Below are 18,833 nucleotides of genomic sequence, written 5' to 3' on the forward strand. Positions count from 1 at the left end.
TTTCTATTTTCTAGATTTGCACAATTAGAAAAATTAGTTTACTTTTAGTTGGTTAAAGAAAATGTATGACAGAGTTAGAATTAGAAGCCGAAAACAAAGCCATTGCGCAAGAATATAAAGAATTACTTCGCATCAGTTATCAAACCCTTACTGATGAAGACAAAAAAATCATCCGTAAAGCATTTGATGTAGCTGTTGATGCTCATAAAGACCAACGAAGAAAATCAGGTGAAGCCTATATTTTCCATCCTATTGCTGTAGCTAAAATTGTAGCTAGAGATATTGGTTTGGGAGCAACTTCTATTGCCGCCGCATTGATGCACGATGTGGTAGAAGATACCGATATTACGGTTCAGGACATTGAAAAAATGTTCAATCCTAAAATTGCTCAATTAGTCGAAGGTTTAACTAAAATTGCCAAAGTTAAAACCGATCAAGAAATTTCTGTTCAAGCGGAAAACTTCCGTAAAATGTTATTGACCTTAAATGATGATGTTCGTGTAATTCTAATCAAAATTGCGGATAGATTGCACAACATGCAAACTATGGGAAGTATGGTCGATTACAAACAAGCCAAAATTGCTTCCGAAACCTTATACATTTATGCTCCTCTCGCCCATCGTTTGGGATTATACAACATCAAAACAAAATTAGAAGACTTAGGTTTAAAATATACCGAACCCGAAGTTTACAACGATATTGTAAGTAAAATAAAAGAAACCAAAGAAGAACAAGACGAATACATAAAAGCTATTTCTGATGTTTTAAGTAAATCGCTGCAAGAGGAAGGAATTGAATTCACTATTAAAGGTCGCCCAAAATCAATTTATTCGATTCGTAGAAAAATGAAAGCGCAAGGGGTTACTTTTGATGAAGTTTATGACAAATTTGCACTTCGAATTATTTACAAATCCAACCAACACGATGAAAAATTCATTGCTTGGAAAATATATTCTGTAGTGACTGATCATTATCGTCCTTCTCCAAGTAGATTACGCGATTGGATTTCATCACCAAAATCAACGGGTTACGAAGCCTTACACATTACGGTAATGGGACCAAAAGGGCGTTGGGTAGAAATTCAAGTTCGAAGCGAACGAATGGATGAAATTGCGGAAAAAGGCTACGCCGCTCATTACAAATACAAAAATGGCGCAACCGAAGAACACGGACTGGAAATTTGGTTGAACCAATTGAAAGAGGCTTTGGAAAATTCTTCTGCTAATGCTGTTGATTTTGTAGAAGATTTCAAACTGAATTTGTATGCTAAGGAAATTTATGTCTTTACACCAAAAGGGGAAATCAAATCGTTACCCAAAGGCGCTACTTCGTTAGATTTTGCTTTTAGTATTCACTCTGAAATTGGAGTAAAAACCAGAGGAACTCGAGTTAATGGAAAATTAGTTCCTTTAAACCATGTTTTAAATAGTGGTGATCAGGTCGAAATTATTACTTCTGCTAATCAAAAACCTACTTCACAATGGCTGGATTTTGTTACCACTTCAAGAGCTAAGAATAAAATTAAGAACGTTTTAAACGAAAATACTAAAAAGATAGCCGAAGACGGAAAAGAGCTTTTAACCCGAAAATTGCGCCATTTAAAAATCACTTTAAATGAAAGTACGGTCAATGAGTTGGTGAATTTCTTTAAGTTACAAACTAGTTTGGATTTATATTACAGAGCTGGTATTGGCGCCATAGAAAACCAACAATTAAAAGATTACGCGGCTCAAAAAAGCAATACTTTGGTTAACTTCTTTAAGAAAACCATTAAGCGTACACCTTCAGCACAACCCGAACAAATTCATAAAAACGAAATCAGTAAAAAATACGATTTATTGGTTTTTGGAACGGAACAAGACAAATTAGATTATAAACTTTCCACCTGTTGTAATCCAATTCCTGGTGATGAAGTATTTGGTTTTGTCACTATTAATGAAGGAATCAAAGTACATCGAAAAGACTGTCCGAATGCGATAAGTATGCAATCCAATTATGCGTATCGAATCATTCCAGCAAAATGGATTGACTCGTCGCAAGAAGAATTCAAAGCTGTTTTAAAAATTACTGGAATGGATATTTTAGGATTAACTAATGAACTAACAAAAGTTATTTCAAGTCAAATGAATGTCAACATACAGAGCATTGCCTTAAACACTGAAGCTGGAATTTTCTATGGACAAGTAGCGGTAGTAGTTCAAAACAATACGATCCTAAAAAAGTTAATCGAAAACATCAAAAAAGTAGATGGAATTGATAAAGTGACAAGGGTTTATAATAATTAACAAAAGTTAATAACTAAATTTTCTAATTAAATTTAGGATTTTATTCAAAGCAAAAATAACACTATCTTTGCCGATATTTGATTTATCAATACGATGGAAAACAAAAATCAAGAAATTGTAAAGAACGTTTTTACTAAATTTTTAGAAGAAAAAGCGCACCGTAAAACACCAGAACGCTACGCTATTCTTCAGGAAATTTACAATACTGCCGAACATTTTGATATCGAATCTTTGTATATCAAAATGAAAAACAAGAACTACCGCGTAAGTAGAGCTACTCTTTACAATACAATCGAACTTTTATTAGAATGTGGTTTGGTACGTCGTCATCAGTTTGGACAAAACCAAGCACATTACGAAAAATCGTATTTCGATAAACAACACGATCACATTATTTTAACCGATTCTGGTGAGGTAATCGAATTTTGTGACCCAAGAATTCAGCAAATAAAACAAACCATGGAAGAAATGTTTGGAATTGATATTCAAAACCACTCGCTTTACTTTTATGGGACAAAAAAACAACAATAACAACTAACTACAAATAATAAACAACAACACAATGACTGTAGATTTACTACTTGGATTACAATGGGGAGACGAAGGAAAAGGAAAAATCGTTGACGTTCTTACCTCAAAATATGATATTATTGCACGTTTTCAAGGTGGACCAAATGCGGGACACACTTTAGAATTCGACGGAATAAAACACGTTTTAAGAACTATTCCTTCTGGAATTTTCCACAAAAATGCAATTAATATCATTGGAAATGGAGTGGTAATCGACCCGGTAGTTTTCCAAAAAGAAATTGAAGGTTTAGCTAAATTCAACATGGATGTAACTGCTAAATTATTCATTTCTAGAAAAGCACACTTAATTTTACCAACACACCGTTTGTTAGATGCTGCTTCTGAAGCATCAAAAGGAAAAGCAAAAATTGGTTCTACTTTAAAAGGTATCGGTCCAACTTACATGGATAAAACTGGTAGAAATGGGCTTAGAGTTGGTGATATCGAATTAGAAGATTTCAAAGAAAGATATAGAGCTTTAGCTGACAAGCACGAAGCTATGATTGCTTTCTACGATGTGGAATTACAATATAACTTAAAAGAAATGGAAGATGAGTTTTTTGCGGCAGTAGAAGACTTGAAAAAATTAACTTTCATTGACAGCGAAGAATATTTAAACAAAGCGTTAAAAGAAGGAAAATCAATCTTAGCAGAAGGAGCTCAAGGTTCTTTATTAGATGTTGATTTTGGAACGTATCCATTCGTAACTTCATCAAATACAACTGCTGCTGGTGCTTGTACAGGTTTAGGAATTGCTCCTAACAAAGTAAAAGATGTTTTCGGAATTTTCAAAGCATACACCACACGTGTAGGTAGCGGACCTTTCCCAACAGAAGATTTTGAAGAAGCTGGACAAACAATGGCAAAAGTAGGAAACGAATTTGGTTCTGTTACTGGACGCGCGCGTCGTTGTGGTTGGTTGGATTTAGTGGCTTTAAAATATGCGGTTCAAGTAAATGGTGTAACGCAATTATACATGATGAAAGGTGACGTACTTTCTGGATTTGATACGTTACAAGTTTGTACAGGATACAATTATAAAGGACAAGCAATTCAACATTTACCATACAACATCGAACCTGAAAATGTAACTCCAATTTTCACCGAGATGAAAGGTTGGAAAGCGGATTTAACAGGAATGACAACGTATGATGAATTACCACAAGAATTAAAAACATACATCGAGTTCATTGAAAAGGAAGTCGAAGTGCCAATCAAAGTAATTTCGGTTGGACCAGACAGAAAACAAACGATAATGAAATAATTACTAAAAACGCTTTCAATTGAAAGCGTTTTTTTATGCTCTTAAATGATAAAATATTCTTAATTATCAATGGCTTTTCGAGTTTTTACTTAAATTTGGCTCAAAATAAATCCGACTTGAAAAACACACTTTTATATATCGCCTTCTTAGTGCTTTCAGTTACCTTTTCGGTAGCTCAGGAAAAGAAAAAAATCATTATTGAAAACTCCGATTTCGTAGATATGAATCAGACCGAAATTCCGGGAGCTATTGTATTTACAGGAAATGTTCGTATTATCCACAATGGAGTAAGAATGTTTTGCAACAAAGCCTATCATTTTAAAGATGAAAATTATGTAAAAGCATTCGGAAATGTTCAAATGAATCAAGGTGACACGATTACCATGAACAGCCGTTATGCAGAATACAATGGTGATAAAGAATTTGCTTTTGCCACAGGTGATGTTGTTTTACGTTCACCAGAATCTACACTTACAACAGATACCGTTTATTTCGATAAAAAAAACCAACAAGCGTTTTACAACACCTACGGTACCATTCGTAACAAAGAAAACACGTTGAGAAGTAAATCAGGTCGCTATTATGTAGACCAAAAGAAATATAAATTTACTACTGCCGTAACGGTTACGAATCCTGAAAGTACAATCAAAACTAATAACTTAGATTATTACGAAAATTCAGGACATGCTTATGTTTTTGGACCTTCAACTATTACAAGCAAAGAAAACGTAATCTATACCGAAAACGGATTTTACGATACTACAAACGACATTGGTAAACTTTCCAAAAACTCCAAAATTACGTTAGATAACAAAATAATTGAAGGCGATGATTTGTATTACGACCGAAAGAAAAACTATTCAAGAGGAATCAACAATGTAAAAATTACCGATACCATCAACAAAGTAATCGCTACTGGTCATTACGCAGAATTGTACCGCAACGCTGCTACCAAAAAAGACTCTATGATTTTAACCAAAAGAGCTTTGGTAAAAACATTGGTAGAAAAAGACACTTTGTTCATGCATGGAAAAAAAATCATTGTTTCAGGTCCGCAAGAAGATCGCGTGATTCGTGCTTTTAACAATGTTCGCTTTTACAAAAGCGATATGAGTGGAAAATGTGATTCGCTTCATTCCAATAATAAAACACAATTGACGAAAATGATTGGAAAACCTATTCTTTGGAACAACGAAAACCAAATGACAGGCGATATCATGCATCTTATAGGAAATAATAAAACACAAAAATTAGATTCATTAAAAGTACTTAATAACGCCTTTATAATACAAAAAGATAGTCTCAGTAAAAATGGTTACAACCAAATAAAAGGACAAAATTTGTATGGAAAATTTGTGGATAGCAAACTAAAAGAAGTTGATGTCATTAAAAATGCGGAAGTCATTTATTACATGTACAACGATGCCAATGAATTTATCGGAATCAATAAAACAGTTTGTAGTAAAATCAATTTGGAATTAGAAGAGAATAAAATCAACTCGATTACATTCTTTACCAAAACCGATAGTCATATTTATCCAGAAGCCGATTTTCCTGAAAACGCTCGAAAACTTAGAGGTTTCTTATGGCGCGGCGATGAAAGGATTTTAAGCAAAGACGATATTTTCCCAGCTGAAGAAATTGCACTAGACGATAAAATTCAAATCGAAGCTAAAAAGAAAGCTATTGCTGCTGAAAAACCAATGGAAATCCAAAAAGAAACATTGGAATACGACGACAATAAAAAAGCCGAAGAAAAGAAAACTGAGAAAAAAACCGAAGTAAAGAAAAAAACAACCCCAAAAAAATAATCAATTAAATGGTTAAAGAAATTAACTCATTTTCAGTTAAACGATTTAACACATTAACGATTCTACAACAAAATGATTGAAGATTTTTTTAAATACCAAGCACAAACCTCACCTCACCCATTAGCTATGGAAATTTCTCACGCTAAGGGTTCTTATATTTATGATACAGATGGCAATGCCTATTTAGATATGGTTGCCGGAGTTTCAGCAAACACTTTAGGACATCAACCACAACGAGTGAATGATGCCATCAAAAAACAATTAGACACGTATTCTCACGTTATGGTGTATGGCGAATATGCCCAACATCCAGCAACGGAATTATGTAAATTATTAGCCGAAAATCTTCCTTATCCACTTACGAAAACGTATTTGGTAAACTCAGGAACAGAAGCTATTGAAGGTGCTTTAAAATTAGCTCGTCGTGTAACAGGAAGAAGTCAGTTGATTTCGTGTCACAATGCGTATCATGGTAACACTATGGGAAGCATGAGTGTGATGGGATTCGAAGAACGCAAGCAAATATTTCGTCCTTTAATTCCTGATGTGGATTTTATTACGTTTAATAATGAAGTGGATTTAGGAAAAATCACCACTAGAACAGCTGGAATTTTATTAGAAACCATTCAAGGTGGTGCTGGTTTTATTGAACCTCAAAACGATTTTCTTAAAAAAATACGCCAACGTTGTGATGAAGTGGGTGCTATCATGATATTAGACGAAATCCAACCCGGATTTGGTCGTACCGGAAAACTTTTCGGATTTCAAAACTACGATGTTATTCCTGATGTAGTGGTTATGGGAAAAGGAATGGGTGGCGGAATGCCTGTAGGCGCTTTCACCGCTTCAGCCGAAATGATGGATTTACTAAGTCATGATCCAAAATTAGGACACATTACTACTTTTGGCGGACATCCTGTCATAGCGGCTGCAAGTCTGGCAACCTTACAAGAAATAACGGAAACCAATTTAATGCAAGAAACTTTAGAAAAAGAACAACTTTTCAAGAAGCTTTTAGTGCATCCGTTAATCAAAGAAATTCGTGGTCGAGGGCTTATGTTAGCTGCAATGACGGATTCACCTGAGATAACCAATGAAGTAATTTTACGCTGTCATAAAAGAGGTGTTATTTTATTCTGGCTCCTTTTTGAAGGTTGCGCTGTTCGAATTACACCGCCATTAACCATTAGTAATGAGGAAATTACAAAAGGTTGTGGCATTATTATTGAGGTATTAAATGAGATAGAAAAAGAAATGAAGTAGGAAGTTGGAAATGGGAATTAGAACTTTTTTAATCTAAAATCAATTTTAAACTTAAAATTGTTAATTAAATTGTTTAAAACAATTCAACCCCAAAACCACTACCCCAATATTATTCCTTAATTTTAATAAGGATAAAATCATAAAACGAAGCGCTATGAATTTGAGTCACGAAGAAGAAGAAAACAGCTTGTCCTTATCTAAATTTGAATCGATGTTAAAAACCAACAAAGTTTTTTTCTTTGATTCAGAAGAGTTTGAAGATATTATTCTTCATTACATGGATACGGGTCGAATGAATTTGGCCAAAAGAGCGCTTAAATTAGGTTTAGAACAACATCCAAAATCTACTGGATTAAAATTAGTTCAAGTAGAAATGTTGGTTTACGAAGACAAACTTGAAATTGCTGAAAAGTTACTGAACGAGTTATACGCTATTGAACCAACTAACGAAGAAATCTACATTCAAAAAGCTAATATTTACTCAAAAAGAGACGAACACGAAAAGGCTATTTCTTTTCTAAAAATCGCTTTAAAATATACTGATGATTATGCTGATGTCTATTCTATGATTGGAATGGAATATCTTTTCATGGATAATTTAGAAATGGCAAAAGAAAACTTCATCAAGTGTTTAGATGAAGATACCGAAGATTATTCTGCTCTTTATAATGTAGTTTATTGTTTTGATTTCTTAGATCAGAATGAGGAAGCTATCGTTTATCTTAACCGATTCATTGATAAAAATCCGTATAGCGAAGTAGCTTGGCATCAGTTGGGCCGACAATATTACGCATTGAAAAACTACGAAAAAGCAGTTTGGGCATTCGATTATGCAACTTTAATTGACGAAACCTTCTTAGGTGCGTACATGGAAAAAGCAAAATCATACGAAAAACTCAAAAAATATCAAGAAGCGATTGATTGCTATAATGTTACATTAGAATTAGACGATCCTTCTTCCTTTGTTTTGCTTCGTGTGGCAAAATGTTATGAGCGATTAGGAAATACAGAATTCGCATTAAATTATTACTTAAAAACAGTACATGAAGACCCATTATTAGACAAAGGTTGGATTGCTATTACTGATTTTTATATTCGTCAAAAAAACTTCCAAAAAGCCTTGTACTATGTTAACAAAGCCATTGGAATTGACGGTGACAATTCGTTATATTGGAAGCGTTTTGCAGCAGTAAATAGCGCTTTACATTTCTTTGAAGAAGCAGAATATGGTTACCGAAAAGCATTTGAAAGTGGAGATATTAATTTAGACACATTCACACTTTGGACAGACGTTTTACAATATTTAGGCGAGTTTGATACCGCTATCGAAATTCTTTTAGAAGCAAGTAGTGTTTTACCAGATGAATATGAAATCGAATACCGTTTGGCTGGATTGTATTTTCTTATGGACGATGTTACAAAAGGAAATCTTCACCTAATAAACGGAATGAAATTAGAACCAAAACACCTAACTTTGTTTCAAGAATTATTCCCAGTAGTTTGGGAAAGAACGGAAGTTCAGAACACGATATCAAAGTTTAAAAAATAGTCCCCAAATTAATGGAAATAGTACACTTTTTATTAGAATTTTTAAAAGATCCTTTAACTGTAATTCAAGAATTAATTCAACAATATGACAACCTGATTTATTTCATTTTATTCCTAGTTGTTTTCGTAGAAACTGGTTTTGTTATCATGCCTTTATTACCTGGTGACTCTATGCTTTTTGCTATTGGAGTAATTGCTGCAACTACTGGACAATTAAGTATGGCAATAATAATTCCATTGCTAATTGTTGCGGCGTTATTAGGAGATAATCTTAATTATTTCGTTGGACATAAATTTGGTGAATTAATTAAAGAGAAAAAGAAAATTCTATTTCTAAAAAAAGAGTACATCACACAAACTGAAACTTTCTTTGAAAAAAACGGAGGAAAAGCAGTTATTATGGCTCGTTTTGTTCCTATCGTTCGTACTATTGCTCCTTTTGTGGCTGGAGCTGGAAGTATGCAATATTACAGATACATTTTCTATTGCATAACAGGTGCTATTATTTGGGTAACCAGTATTACATTCTTAGGTTACTTCTTAGGACAAGTGCCTTGGGTAAAAGCCAACTTCGAAAAAGTAGTTTTATCCATCATTATCCTTTCTGTTTTACCAATTATTATTAAACTATTTAAAAAGAAAAAAGGTACCGAAATCCAATCATAGTAAAACAAGCATTTAAATAAAACTATTACCCCAAACAAGCCCAAACCTTAAAATTTAAAATACCCCAACCATTATAATGGAAATTATCGATTTTTTATCCGCCTTTTTGAGTGACCCTTTAACTGTAATTCAAGATTTAATTCACCAATACGATTATCTAGTATACTTCATTTTATTCTTAGTTATTTTTGCTGAAACAGGTTTTGTATTCATGCCTCTTTTACCTGGAGATTCCTTGCTTTTTGCTATTGGCGTAATTGCGGCTTCAACAGGACAATTGAGCATGTCAATCATTATTCCGTTGTTAATTATTGCGGCTTTGCTTGGTGATAATTTGAACTACTTTGTGGGGAATAAATTTGGCAATCTCATAAAGCAAAAAAAGAAAATCCTTTTCCTTAAAAAAGAATACATCACTCATACTGAAACTTTCTTTGAAAAAAACGGAGGAAAAGCAATTATCATGGCACGATTTGTACCCGTATTAAGAACAATTGCCCCTTTTGTTGCTGGAGCTGGAAGCATGCCATACTTAAGATACATTGTTTTTTGTGTATTAGGTGCTTTTATTTGGGTAACCAGCTTAACCTTTTTAGGTTACTTCTTAGGTCAGGTGGTTTGGGTGAAAGAAAATTTTGACATGGTTATATTAATTATTACCGTTTTATCTGTTTCTCCAGTTATTATCAAAGCTTTAAAAAAGAAATTTGCAAAAAAATAAACTTATTAAAAACTTTACATTATTGTAAAAAAAACTACCTAAATTTGTTTTAATCAAAATGGTTTTAATATGAAAAAGAAAACAAAAAAACAGTTGAAATTTGGCTTAATTGGTCGAAACATTAGCTATTCTTTTTCAAAAAAGTATTTCAATGAGAAGTTTGAAATTGGTCATTTCGATAATTGCGAATACAAAAATTACGATATTGAAAACATCAATGAGTTTCCAAAAGTAATCACTGAAATTAAAGGGTTACGTGGTTTAAACGTTACCATTCCCTACAAAGAAGAGATTATTCCGTATTTGGATAAATTATCGAAAACAGCAAAGAAAATTGGCGCTGTAAACTGCATAACCATTTCCAAAAAGAAAAAACTTAAAGGTTACAACACCGATTATCACGGATTCAAAAAATCCATCAAACCTTTATTGAAAGACCATCATAAAAAAGCATTAATTTTAGGAACTGGAGGTGCAAGCAAAGCCATTGCTTACGCTTTACGAAAATTAAAAATCGAATACGATTTTGTTTCTAGAACAGCCGATGAATTTCAATACAAATACGAAGAATTAGACGCTTCCATTTTTGAAGAATATACCATAATCATCAATACCACTCCAGTAGGTACGCATCCTAATGTGGACGATTGTCCGAATTTAGATTACAGTTTATTTACCAAAAAACACATTGCTTACGACTTAATTTACAATCCAGAAGAAACTGCATTTTTAAGAAAAGCTAAGGCTCAAGGCGCCGTGACTAAAAATGGTTATGAAATGCTGGTTTTACAGGCTGAGAAGGCTTGGAAAATTTGGAATGAGTAAGTAAACACGCGGATGACAAGGGTTTTCAAGCGCGGATTATAGCTGATTTTTCTTTTAAACACATAGACACATTAGAAAAACTATGCGTTGATTTTCGGCGTTTCACTTTGCATAGAACACATTTAATTGTGTGTTTATTGAAACAGCACAAAACCAAAAACTCTTCAAAAAATCAATCCCAAGAAAGCCTTTTGATAGCTACCTAACCCCGATAGGAGCGACACCTTGTACAGCGGATAGCGGGAAAATGGAAGGCAAGAAAGCTCAAAACACTCGTTTCAAAGAAAATAAGCGATAATTAGACGATTTTTTTTGAATTTTCGGAGTGCTTTAGTATCTTCACACCTTATTAGCAACCTTAAGCATTTACACAATGTCAGAAGCAACACATGATAACCTGCAAAACGCAGATGGACAAGACCAAATGGAACAATTAGATGGCGTTACCATTATTAGTCAATCGGTATTAGAGGAAATAGACAATTCTAATGCAGAAGAAAACGAAGATGATTCGATAAAAGAAAAGCACGAAATTCCGGTATTGGATTACGATGCAATGTCGATGGAAGCCTTAACCGATGAGCTAGAAAAACTAGTCAACAACGAAAAAGTAATGGCAATTAAAGACCATGTAGAAGGCATTAGAAAAGCTTTTTCGGACAAATACCACCATTTTATAGACGAGAAAAAAGAGGAATTCTTAGCTCAAAACAACGAAGAAGGTTTAGAGTTTGAATATCATTTCCCATTAAAAAATAAGTTTGATGGCATTTACAACGCATACAAAGCGAGTAAAGCCAAACATTTCAAACAATTACAAAACAATTTAGAGCAAAATTTCGCTGTTCGTGAAAGCTTAATCGAAGAGTTGAAAAACTTAATCGATTCTGGTGATTCGAGCATTAGTGATATGTTCAAAAAAGTAAACGAAATTCGTGAGCGTTGGAAAAATGCAGGTGCAATTCCAAGAGATAAATACAACATCTTGTGGAACAACTACCATTTTCACATGGAGCGTTTTTACGACATCATGCACTTAGACAAAGAAGCGCGTGATTTAGATTTGAAAAACAATTTAGAGCAAAAACAATTAATCATTGCCAAAGCAAAAGAATTGTTGAACGAGGCTGACGTAATGAAAGCGTTCCGTGAATTGCAATTGTTACACCGCGTTTGGAAAGAAGAAATTGGTCCAGTTGATCGTGAACACAGAGAAGCGATTTGGAACGAATTCAGCGAAATCACCAAACAAATGCACGATAAACGTGAAGCTTTATACGCAGAAGCGAGAGCAAAAGAATCAGACAACTTAGCGGTTAAAAACGAAATTATTTCGCAAATCATTGCTTTTGGAAACGAGAAAATCGATTCGCACAGTGGATGGCAAGCGCAAATTCAGAAAATGGAAGCGTTGCGTGAAGCGTTCTTTAAAGCAGGAAAAGTGCCAGCGGAAGTAACGGAGGAAACTTGGGCTAACTTTAAGAATGCGGTGCGTTCTTTTAATGCAAACAAAAACGTTTTCTATAAAGATATCAAACACGAGCAACACGAGAATTTAACTAAGAAATTAGAATTAGTTGAAAAAGCAAAATCGTTAAAAGAAAGTACCGATTTCGCAGCCACTACTCCAATTATGAAGAAAATTCAGGACGATTGGAAGAAAATTGGACATGTGCCTCGTAAATATTCCGACAGTATTTGGAAAGACTTTAAAGATGCGTGTAATGCGTATTTTGATAGAATGCACGAAGCAAGAAATGCTGAAACTAGTGAAGAAGTAGAAGCATTTGAAAAGAAAAAAGCATTCTTAGAAGAGTTGAAATCGTTTACTTTAACGGGCGAACACAAAGCGGATTTAGATGCGATAAAAGCTCATATTGCCACTTGGAAAACTTTTGGAAAAGTACCATTCAACAGAAGACACATTGAAGGAAAATTCAATAAGATTTTAGATGCTTTGTTTGAAAAACTAAGCATGTCTAAAAAAGACACCGAAATGATGCGTTTTAGCAACCGTTTAGAGCAATTATCGGAAGGCGACGACCGCAGAGCTTTAGAACAAGAGCAATTCTTCATAAGAAAGAAAATCGACGAAGTACAAAGCGAAATTTTCCAGTTAGAAAACAACATTCAGTTTATTAGCAGTAGTTCGAAAGGTGAAAATCCTTTTATTAAAGAAGTTCAAAAAAGCATTGAACGCCACAAAGACGACTTGAAATTGTGGAAAGAAAAGCTACAGCAAATTAAAAATATGTAAGATAGAATCCCGAGTGAAAGCTCGGGATTTTTTTTTGCTTGTTTATAACTTATTGCAAATGTGTAGAAAAACTACAGCATGGGTTGTAGGAATTTAGATATATTTGGATAATAACTATTTTAAATAATAGAATTGTAAGTTATTCTTTAAAAATCTTAATAAATGAAACAAATTTTAGAATTAAATAATATAGATGCTAAAACATTACTTTTAAAGGAAGAGAGTTATAGTAATATTAGTCTACCTGAGTATTTTTCATTTCAAGAGTTATTAAACAAATTAGATAAAGAATTAACTAATAAAAGGTTATCAGACTTAAGAATTAAAAATCCAAGAGAATCAGATTATGTAAATTATAAACTACTTTCTAATAAAGATGGTAAATTTGCTTGGAGACCATTTCAATTGATTAATCCAGCTATTTATGTCTCTTTAGTACATACTATAACCGAAATAAATAATTGGAAACTACTTAAAAAAAGTTTTGAAAATTTTCAAAAAAATAAAAAAATTGAATGCCATAGTTTACCCGCTATTTCAGAATCAACTGACAAAACAAACAAGTCTGCTCAAATATTAAATTGGTGGCAAATGATAGAGCAAAAATCAATTGCTTTGTCATTAGATTTCAAATATGTTTTACATTCTGACATCACGGATTGCTATAGCTCAATTTACACTCATTCTATTCCTTGGGCCATTCACACAAAAGAAAAATCTAAGATTGATAGAAAAAATTCTTTACTAGGAAATGCAATTGACAATCACTTACAAGATATGAGTTATGGTCAAACTAATGGAATTCCTCAAGGTAGTGTTTTAATGGATTTTATTGCGGAAATAGTGCTAGGTTATGTTGATTTACTTTTATCAAAACAATTAAAAGAAAAAAAAATAAACGATTATCACATTTTAAGATATAGAGATGATTATAGAATTTTTACAAATAATTCCTTTGAAGCTGAACAAATAACAAAAGAGCTTTCAGAAATTTTATCAGGTATCGGTTTAAAATTAAATGCTGACAAAACTATGGCCTCTGATAATATAATCAAAAGTTCTATTAAAGAAGATAAAAAATATTGGATTAGTAATAAAACTATTACTGGTAATAAACAAAAATGGTTAATTCAACTTTATTTATTATCAGAACAATTTCCAAATTCTGGAACAATTGATTCTCAAATGAGAGATTTTTTAACAGTTCTAGAAAAATCAAAAAAAGAAGACCATAATTTAATTTCGCTTATAAGTATTGTAACAGAAATTGCATTAAAAAATCCAAGAGTTGTTCCAACTTGCATAGCTATTTTGAGCATATTTATAAGTAAAATTAAAGGCAGTAAAAATAAATTAGAAATAGTTGAAAAGATCCAAAAAAAATTCAGAGATGTACCAAATTCATCTTTTATTATGATTTGGTTTCAAAGATTAAATTTAAAAATTAACAATAAAGAAAATTATGACGAATTGCTTTGCCAAAAAGTATTAAATAAAAATATTAAAATTTGGAATTCCGATTGGCTTAATCCTAAGTTAAAAAAAATAGTAAATGAAACACCAATCACTAAAGAAATAATTATTGCTAAAACAAAAAAGAAAATATCTAAATCTGAAATTGACAAAATATTAAAAAGTGTTTCATATTATTTATAAAGAACAAGCAAAAAAATAGAGGGTTATAAAGGATTAAGAATCATTTTTAATCATTTTAAAACTCATATTCCCTTTCTACTTTAGCAATTCTTACTTTGTAATTTTTGTACCAAGTAGTTCTGCCTTTTTCTTGTGCATCCAAATGTTCCATATTAGCTTTCCAGTTTTTTATGGCTTCCAAGCTTTCCCAATACGAAACGGTAATTCCAATTTCGCTTCGTGCACTTTCCATACCAATAAATCCGGGTTGGGCTTTGGCTAATTCCACCATTTTTGTTGCCATTTCGGCATAACCTTCTTCCACTTCGGTTCTGGTAGAGGTAAAAATTACTGCGTAGTACATGATTAAATTTTTAAATTATCGAATCGCTAATGTTTTCTATGCCAAGTGAAACGTCCGAAGCTTCGGACTAAAAATTAACACAAAGTATTTCTATTGTGACTATGTGTTTAAACAAGAGATGCTTTCAGCATGACAAACTAAGCGATAAAACTGAACACTGAGACTTAACACTGAACACTACAACTTCTTCGCTTCTTCCCAAAAAACATCCATTTCAGCTAGCGTCATATCCATTAAAGGTTTGCCTAATTCGATGGCTTTGCTTTCTAAATATTGGAAACGTTTAATGAATTTTTTATTCGTGCGTTCTAAGGCGTCTTCTGGGTTTACTTTTAAAAATCTTGCGTAATTTATCATAGAGAACAAAACATCGCCAAATTCGGCTTCTATTTTGTCTTGGTTGCCAGCTTGTACCTCAACTTGGAGTTCATTTAGTTCTTCTTGCACTTTGTCCCACACTTGATGCGGTTCTTCCCAATCAAATCCAACGCCTTTAACCTTATCTTGAATGCGACTTGCTTTAACTAACGCCGGTAAACTTTTTGGTACACCTTCTAATACTGATTTTTTGCCTTCTTTCAGTTTTAGTTTTTCCCAATTTTGCTTTACTTCTTCTTCGTCAGCCACCACCACATCACCATAAATATGCGGATGACGATCGATTAATTTATCGCAAATGGAATTCGCTACATCACCAATATCAAACGCATTGGTTTCGCTACCAATTTTCGCATAAAACACAATGTGTAACAATACATCTCCCAACTCTTTCTTGATTTCTTCCAAATCGTTGTCTAAGATTGCGTCGCCTAATTCATAGGTTTCTTCAATCGTTAAATGACGTAAACTTTCGAGCGTTTGCTTTTTATCCCACGGACATTTTTCGCGCAAATCGTCCATGATATCTAAAAGTCGATTGAAAGCTTGTAGTTGCTGTTGGCGTGTGTTCATGATGTTGTTTTTTGTTTCAAGTTTCAGGTTTCAAGTTTGAAATTGTTCTTGAATTTGATTTTTGCACTTGTTTATGTAAAAATAAAAAATCCCACGTGGAAAACGCAGGATTTTAAAGTATAATTTTTCCAATGCTTATTCAGCAGCTGGAGTTTCTTCTTCTTGTTTGATTTCTTTAGATAACGCTTCTAATGAAACGAAACCTTTTGGTTGTAACAAATTGTACCAGTTTAAGATTTTCTTGATGTCAGAAGTATATACTCTGTCTTCATCAAATTCTGGTAAAATTTCTCTGAAGTATGCTTTTAATTTTGCATCGTCTTCTTTATGAGACATTGCCATACCGTCGTTTTCTTTCGTAGCAATTGCTTTGAAAACTTCTGCTAAACGCACTTCTTCTGAATACGTGTACACTGCAATTTCTGATAACAAACTTACGTTAGCTCTCATTCCAACAGTTATCTTTTTTCCGTCTAATAAAGATTCGGCAACAAATCCTGTACGTGTTTGAATTTTTAATTCATATAAACCTGGTTTCCCAGAAATAGCTAATATTTTTTGAATGCTCATGTTTCTTACTTATTAAGGTTGGCAAATATATTATTTTAAAGTAAAAAGTGAAACGTAAAAAGTAAAAAGTTTAAAGAAAAACTGAATACTAAAAACTGAACACTGAATACTGTAATTAACGTCCTTTTTTGTTTACGTATTTCATTTTATAATCGGGTCTTGCTTTACCATCCATAATGTTTTGCAATTTCTTCCCAATTAACTTCTTTTTCAGAATTGACAAATGATCGGTAAATAAAATTCCTTCAATGTGATCATACTCATGTTGGATAACACGAGCGATTAAACCATCATATACTTCTGTCTTCTTATTGAAATCTTCATCCATGTATTCAATGGTAATCGTATCATGGCGAAAAACATCTTCACGCACATCTGGAATACTCAAACAACCTTCGTTGAATCCCCAAATATCACCTTCTTCTTTGATTATTTTTGCATTGATGAACGTTTTTTTGAAATCTTTCATTAAAGCAGCTTCTTCTTTAGAAACATCATCACTATCGCTAAAAGGTTCGGTATCAACAATAAACAAGCGAATAGGTAACCCAACTTGTGGAGCCGCCAAACCAACGCCATGTGCATGATACATGGTTTCATACATATTAGCAATTGTTTCTTTAAGATTCGGATATTCTGGAGTAATGTCCTCTCCTACTTTGCGTAAAACGGGTTCTCCGTATCCGTATATTGGTAAAATCATAATCGGTATTTTCTAATTTCTAACTTCTGAATTCTAAATTTCGAATGCAAAAGTACTATTTTTTATAATGTAAATAATCTTGAAGCATAATTGTTGCGGCAATTTCGTCAACCAATGCTTTATTTTGACGTTGTTTCTTTTTTAAACCGCTATCAATCATGGTTTGGAATGCCATTTTGGAAGTAAAACGTTCGTCTACTCTATCCACTGGCATTGCAGGAAAAGCTTCTTGAAATTTAGTCACAAAAGCATTGATGATTTCGGCACTTTGCGAAGGTGTTCCATCCATTTGTTTAGGTTCACCAACAATTACACGTTCTACTTTTTCTTTCGAAAAATAGTCTTTTAAAAAAGCAATTGCCGTTTCAGATGGAATTGTAGTTAGCCCGAAAGCTATCATCTGCATTTCATCGGTAACAGCAATTCCTGTTCGTTTGATTCCGTAATCTATGGCTAAAATTCTTGACATTTCATTTTTTTACAAAAATAAGGCATTTGTTTCACAAAATGAACTTCAATCTTTAAACTATTGGTTTTGGCTTTCAAACAAATGATTTATCTTTGCTACTCAAATTTTGAAAATTATGACCAATTTACAAGCAACAATAGAACAAGCATGGGAAAATCGTGCTTTATTACAAGAAGAAACTACGCAAAAAGCAATCAGAGAAGTTATCGAATTATTAGATAGCGGAAAACTTCGTGTGGCTGAACCAACAAATAACGGTTGGCAAGTAAACGAATGGGTTAAAAAAGCGGTTGTAATGTACTTCCCTATTCAAAAAATGGAAACTTGGGAAGCTGGTATTTTTGAATATCACGATAAAATGTTGTTGAAACGTAATTATGCAGAAAAAGGAATTCGTGTTGTTCCAAATGCGGTAGCAAGATATGGTGCTTACATTTCATCGGGAGTAATTTTAATGCCAAGTTATGTAAACATTGGTGCTTATGTAGATGAAGGTACGATGGTGGATACTTGGGCAACCGTAGGAAGTTGTGCTCAAATTGGAAAACATGTTCACCTTTCGGGTGGTGTTGGAATTGGAGGTGTTTTAGAACCATTACAAGCGGCTCCAGTAATCATTGAAGATGGCGCTTTCATCGGTTCAAGATGTATTGTGGTAGAAGGAGTTCACGTAGGAAAAGAAGCGGTTTTAGGTGCGAATGTATGTTTGACAGGTTCTACAAAAATTATTGATGTAACAGGTGATGAGCCAATTGAATATAAAGGAGTTGTTCCTGCTCGTTCAGTAGTAATTCCAGGAAGTTATACGAAGAAATTCCCTGCTGGTGATTATCAAGTACCTTGTGCGATAATCATTGGACAAAGAAAACCTTCAACTGATTTGAAGACTTCTTTGAATGATGCTTTAAGAGAATATAACGTAGCAGTATAA

Annotated in this window: 17 protein-coding genes; 12 read left to right on the forward strand and 5 right to left on the reverse strand. The window is 33.2% G+C overall.

The genetic code is table 11. The features are described from left to right. Nucleotides 1–65: 65 nt before the first annotated feature. The 11 genes from IM755_RS05700 to IM755_RS05750 all read left to right on the forward strand — a co-directional run bounded on the left by IM755_RS05700 (nucleotide 66) and on the right by IM755_RS05750 (nucleotide 14,866). A complete protein-coding gene (locus tag IM755_RS05700) occupies nucleotides 66–2,285 on the forward strand; it encodes a RelA/SpoT family protein (RefSeq protein ID WP_194094622.1) in 2,220 nt (739 codons plus the stop codon). A gap of 93 nt (nucleotides 2,286–2,378) precedes the next feature. Beyond that, nucleotides 2,379–2,816, forward strand: coding sequence for a Fur family transcriptional regulator (locus tag IM755_RS05705; RefSeq protein WP_194094624.1), 438 nt, complete (start codon nucleotides 2,379–2,381; stop codon nucleotides 2,814–2,816). 31 nt (nucleotides 2,817–2,847) lie between these two features. Next, nucleotides 2,848–4,119, forward strand: coding sequence for an adenylosuccinate synthase (locus IM755_RS05710; protein ID WP_194094626.1), 1,272 nt, complete (start codon nucleotides 2,848–2,850; stop codon nucleotides 4,117–4,119). Nucleotides 4,120–4,235: 116 nt separating this feature from the next. Beyond that, complete coding sequence (locus tag IM755_RS05715) at nucleotides 4,236–5,930, forward strand: OstA-like protein (protein WP_194094628.1); 1,695 nt, start codon at nucleotides 4,236–4,238, stop codon at nucleotides 5,928–5,930. Nucleotides 5,931–6,002: 72 nt separating this feature from the next. Then, nucleotides 6,003–7,193 carry an aspartate aminotransferase family protein gene (locus IM755_RS05720; protein ID WP_194094630.1) on the forward strand — a complete coding sequence of 397 codons (1,191 nt, stop codon included), beginning with the start codon at nucleotides 6,003–6,005 and terminating at the stop codon, nucleotides 7,191–7,193. Between the two features lie 154 nt (nucleotides 7,194–7,347). Continuing rightward, nucleotides 7,348–8,742: a tetratricopeptide repeat protein gene (locus tag IM755_RS05725; RefSeq protein ID WP_194094632.1), complete on the forward strand. Its 1,395-nt coding sequence runs from the start codon at nucleotides 7,348–7,350 to the stop codon at nucleotides 8,740–8,742. An 11-nt stretch (nucleotides 8,743–8,753) separates the two neighbouring features. Continuing rightward, nucleotides 8,754–9,407 (forward strand): VTT domain-containing protein, encoded by a 654-nt coding sequence (locus IM755_RS05730; RefSeq protein ID WP_194094634.1) that lies wholly within the window; start codon nucleotides 8,754–8,756, stop codon nucleotides 9,405–9,407. Between the two features lie 76 nt (nucleotides 9,408–9,483). Continuing rightward, nucleotides 9,484–10,128 (forward strand): VTT domain-containing protein, encoded by a 645-nt coding sequence (locus IM755_RS05735; protein WP_194094636.1) that lies wholly within the window; start codon nucleotides 9,484–9,486, stop codon nucleotides 10,126–10,128. Between the two features lie 69 nt (nucleotides 10,129–10,197). Then, the gene (locus IM755_RS05740; RefSeq protein WP_194094638.1) at nucleotides 10,198–10,953 is read left to right on the forward strand and encodes a shikimate dehydrogenase family protein; all 756 of its coding nucleotides are present in this window, start codon (nucleotides 10,198–10,200) and stop codon (nucleotides 10,951–10,953) included. Between the two features lie 373 nt (nucleotides 10,954–11,326). Then, a complete protein-coding gene (locus IM755_RS05745; protein ID WP_194094640.1) occupies nucleotides 11,327–13,210 on the forward strand; it encodes a DUF349 domain-containing protein in 1,884 nt (627 codons plus the stop codon). 162 nt (nucleotides 13,211–13,372) lie between these two features. Then, nucleotides 13,373–14,866, forward strand: a complete 1,494-nt coding sequence (locus tag IM755_RS05750; protein ID WP_194094642.1) for an RNA-directed DNA polymerase — start codon at nucleotides 13,373–13,375, stop codon at nucleotides 14,864–14,866. A 55-nt stretch (nucleotides 14,867–14,921) separates the two neighbouring features. On the opposite strand, the gene IM755_RS05755 is transcribed toward IM755_RS05750, so the two are convergent. The 5 genes from IM755_RS05755 to ruvX all read right to left on the reverse strand — a co-directional run bounded on the left by IM755_RS05755 (nucleotide 14,922) and on the right by ruvX (nucleotide 17,902). Next, nucleotides 14,922–15,209 carry an antibiotic biosynthesis monooxygenase family protein gene (locus IM755_RS05755; RefSeq protein WP_194094644.1) on the reverse strand — a complete coding sequence of 96 codons (288 nt, stop codon included), beginning with the start codon at nucleotides 15,207–15,209 and terminating at the stop codon, nucleotides 14,922–14,924. Nucleotides 15,210–15,386: 177 nt separating this feature from the next. Further along, nucleotides 15,387–16,160 (reverse strand): nucleoside triphosphate pyrophosphohydrolase, encoded by a 774-nt coding sequence (gene mazG, locus IM755_RS05760; RefSeq protein WP_194094647.1) that lies wholly within the window; start codon nucleotides 16,158–16,160, stop codon nucleotides 15,387–15,389. Between the two features lie 135 nt (nucleotides 16,161–16,295). Continuing rightward, nucleotides 16,296–16,730 (reverse strand): DUF5606 family protein, encoded by a 435-nt coding sequence (locus IM755_RS05765; protein WP_194094648.1) that lies wholly within the window; start codon nucleotides 16,728–16,730, stop codon nucleotides 16,296–16,298. Between the two features lie 115 nt (nucleotides 16,731–16,845). Continuing rightward, nucleotides 16,846–17,433: a peptide deformylase gene (def, locus tag IM755_RS05770; RefSeq protein WP_194094650.1), complete on the reverse strand. Its 588-nt coding sequence runs from the start codon at nucleotides 17,431–17,433 to the stop codon at nucleotides 16,846–16,848. 55 nt (nucleotides 17,434–17,488) lie between these two features. Next, on the reverse strand, nucleotides 17,489–17,902 hold the full coding sequence (gene ruvX / locus IM755_RS05775) for a Holliday junction resolvase RuvX (protein WP_194094654.1): 414 nt from the start codon (nucleotides 17,900–17,902) through the stop codon (nucleotides 17,489–17,491). A gap of 115 nt (nucleotides 17,903–18,017) precedes the next feature. Between ruvX and IM755_RS05780 the strand changes: the two genes are divergently transcribed. Further along, nucleotides 18,018–18,833 carry a 2,3,4,5-tetrahydropyridine-2,6-dicarboxylate N-succinyltransferase gene (locus tag IM755_RS05780; protein ID WP_194094656.1) on the forward strand — a complete coding sequence of 272 codons (816 nt, stop codon included), beginning with the start codon at nucleotides 18,018–18,020 and terminating at the stop codon, nucleotides 18,831–18,833.

Source organism: Flavobacterium proteolyticum, from assembly GCF_015223105.1.
Lineage (GTDB): Bacteria > Bacteroidota > Bacteroidia > Flavobacteriales > Flavobacteriaceae > Flavobacterium > Flavobacterium proteolyticum.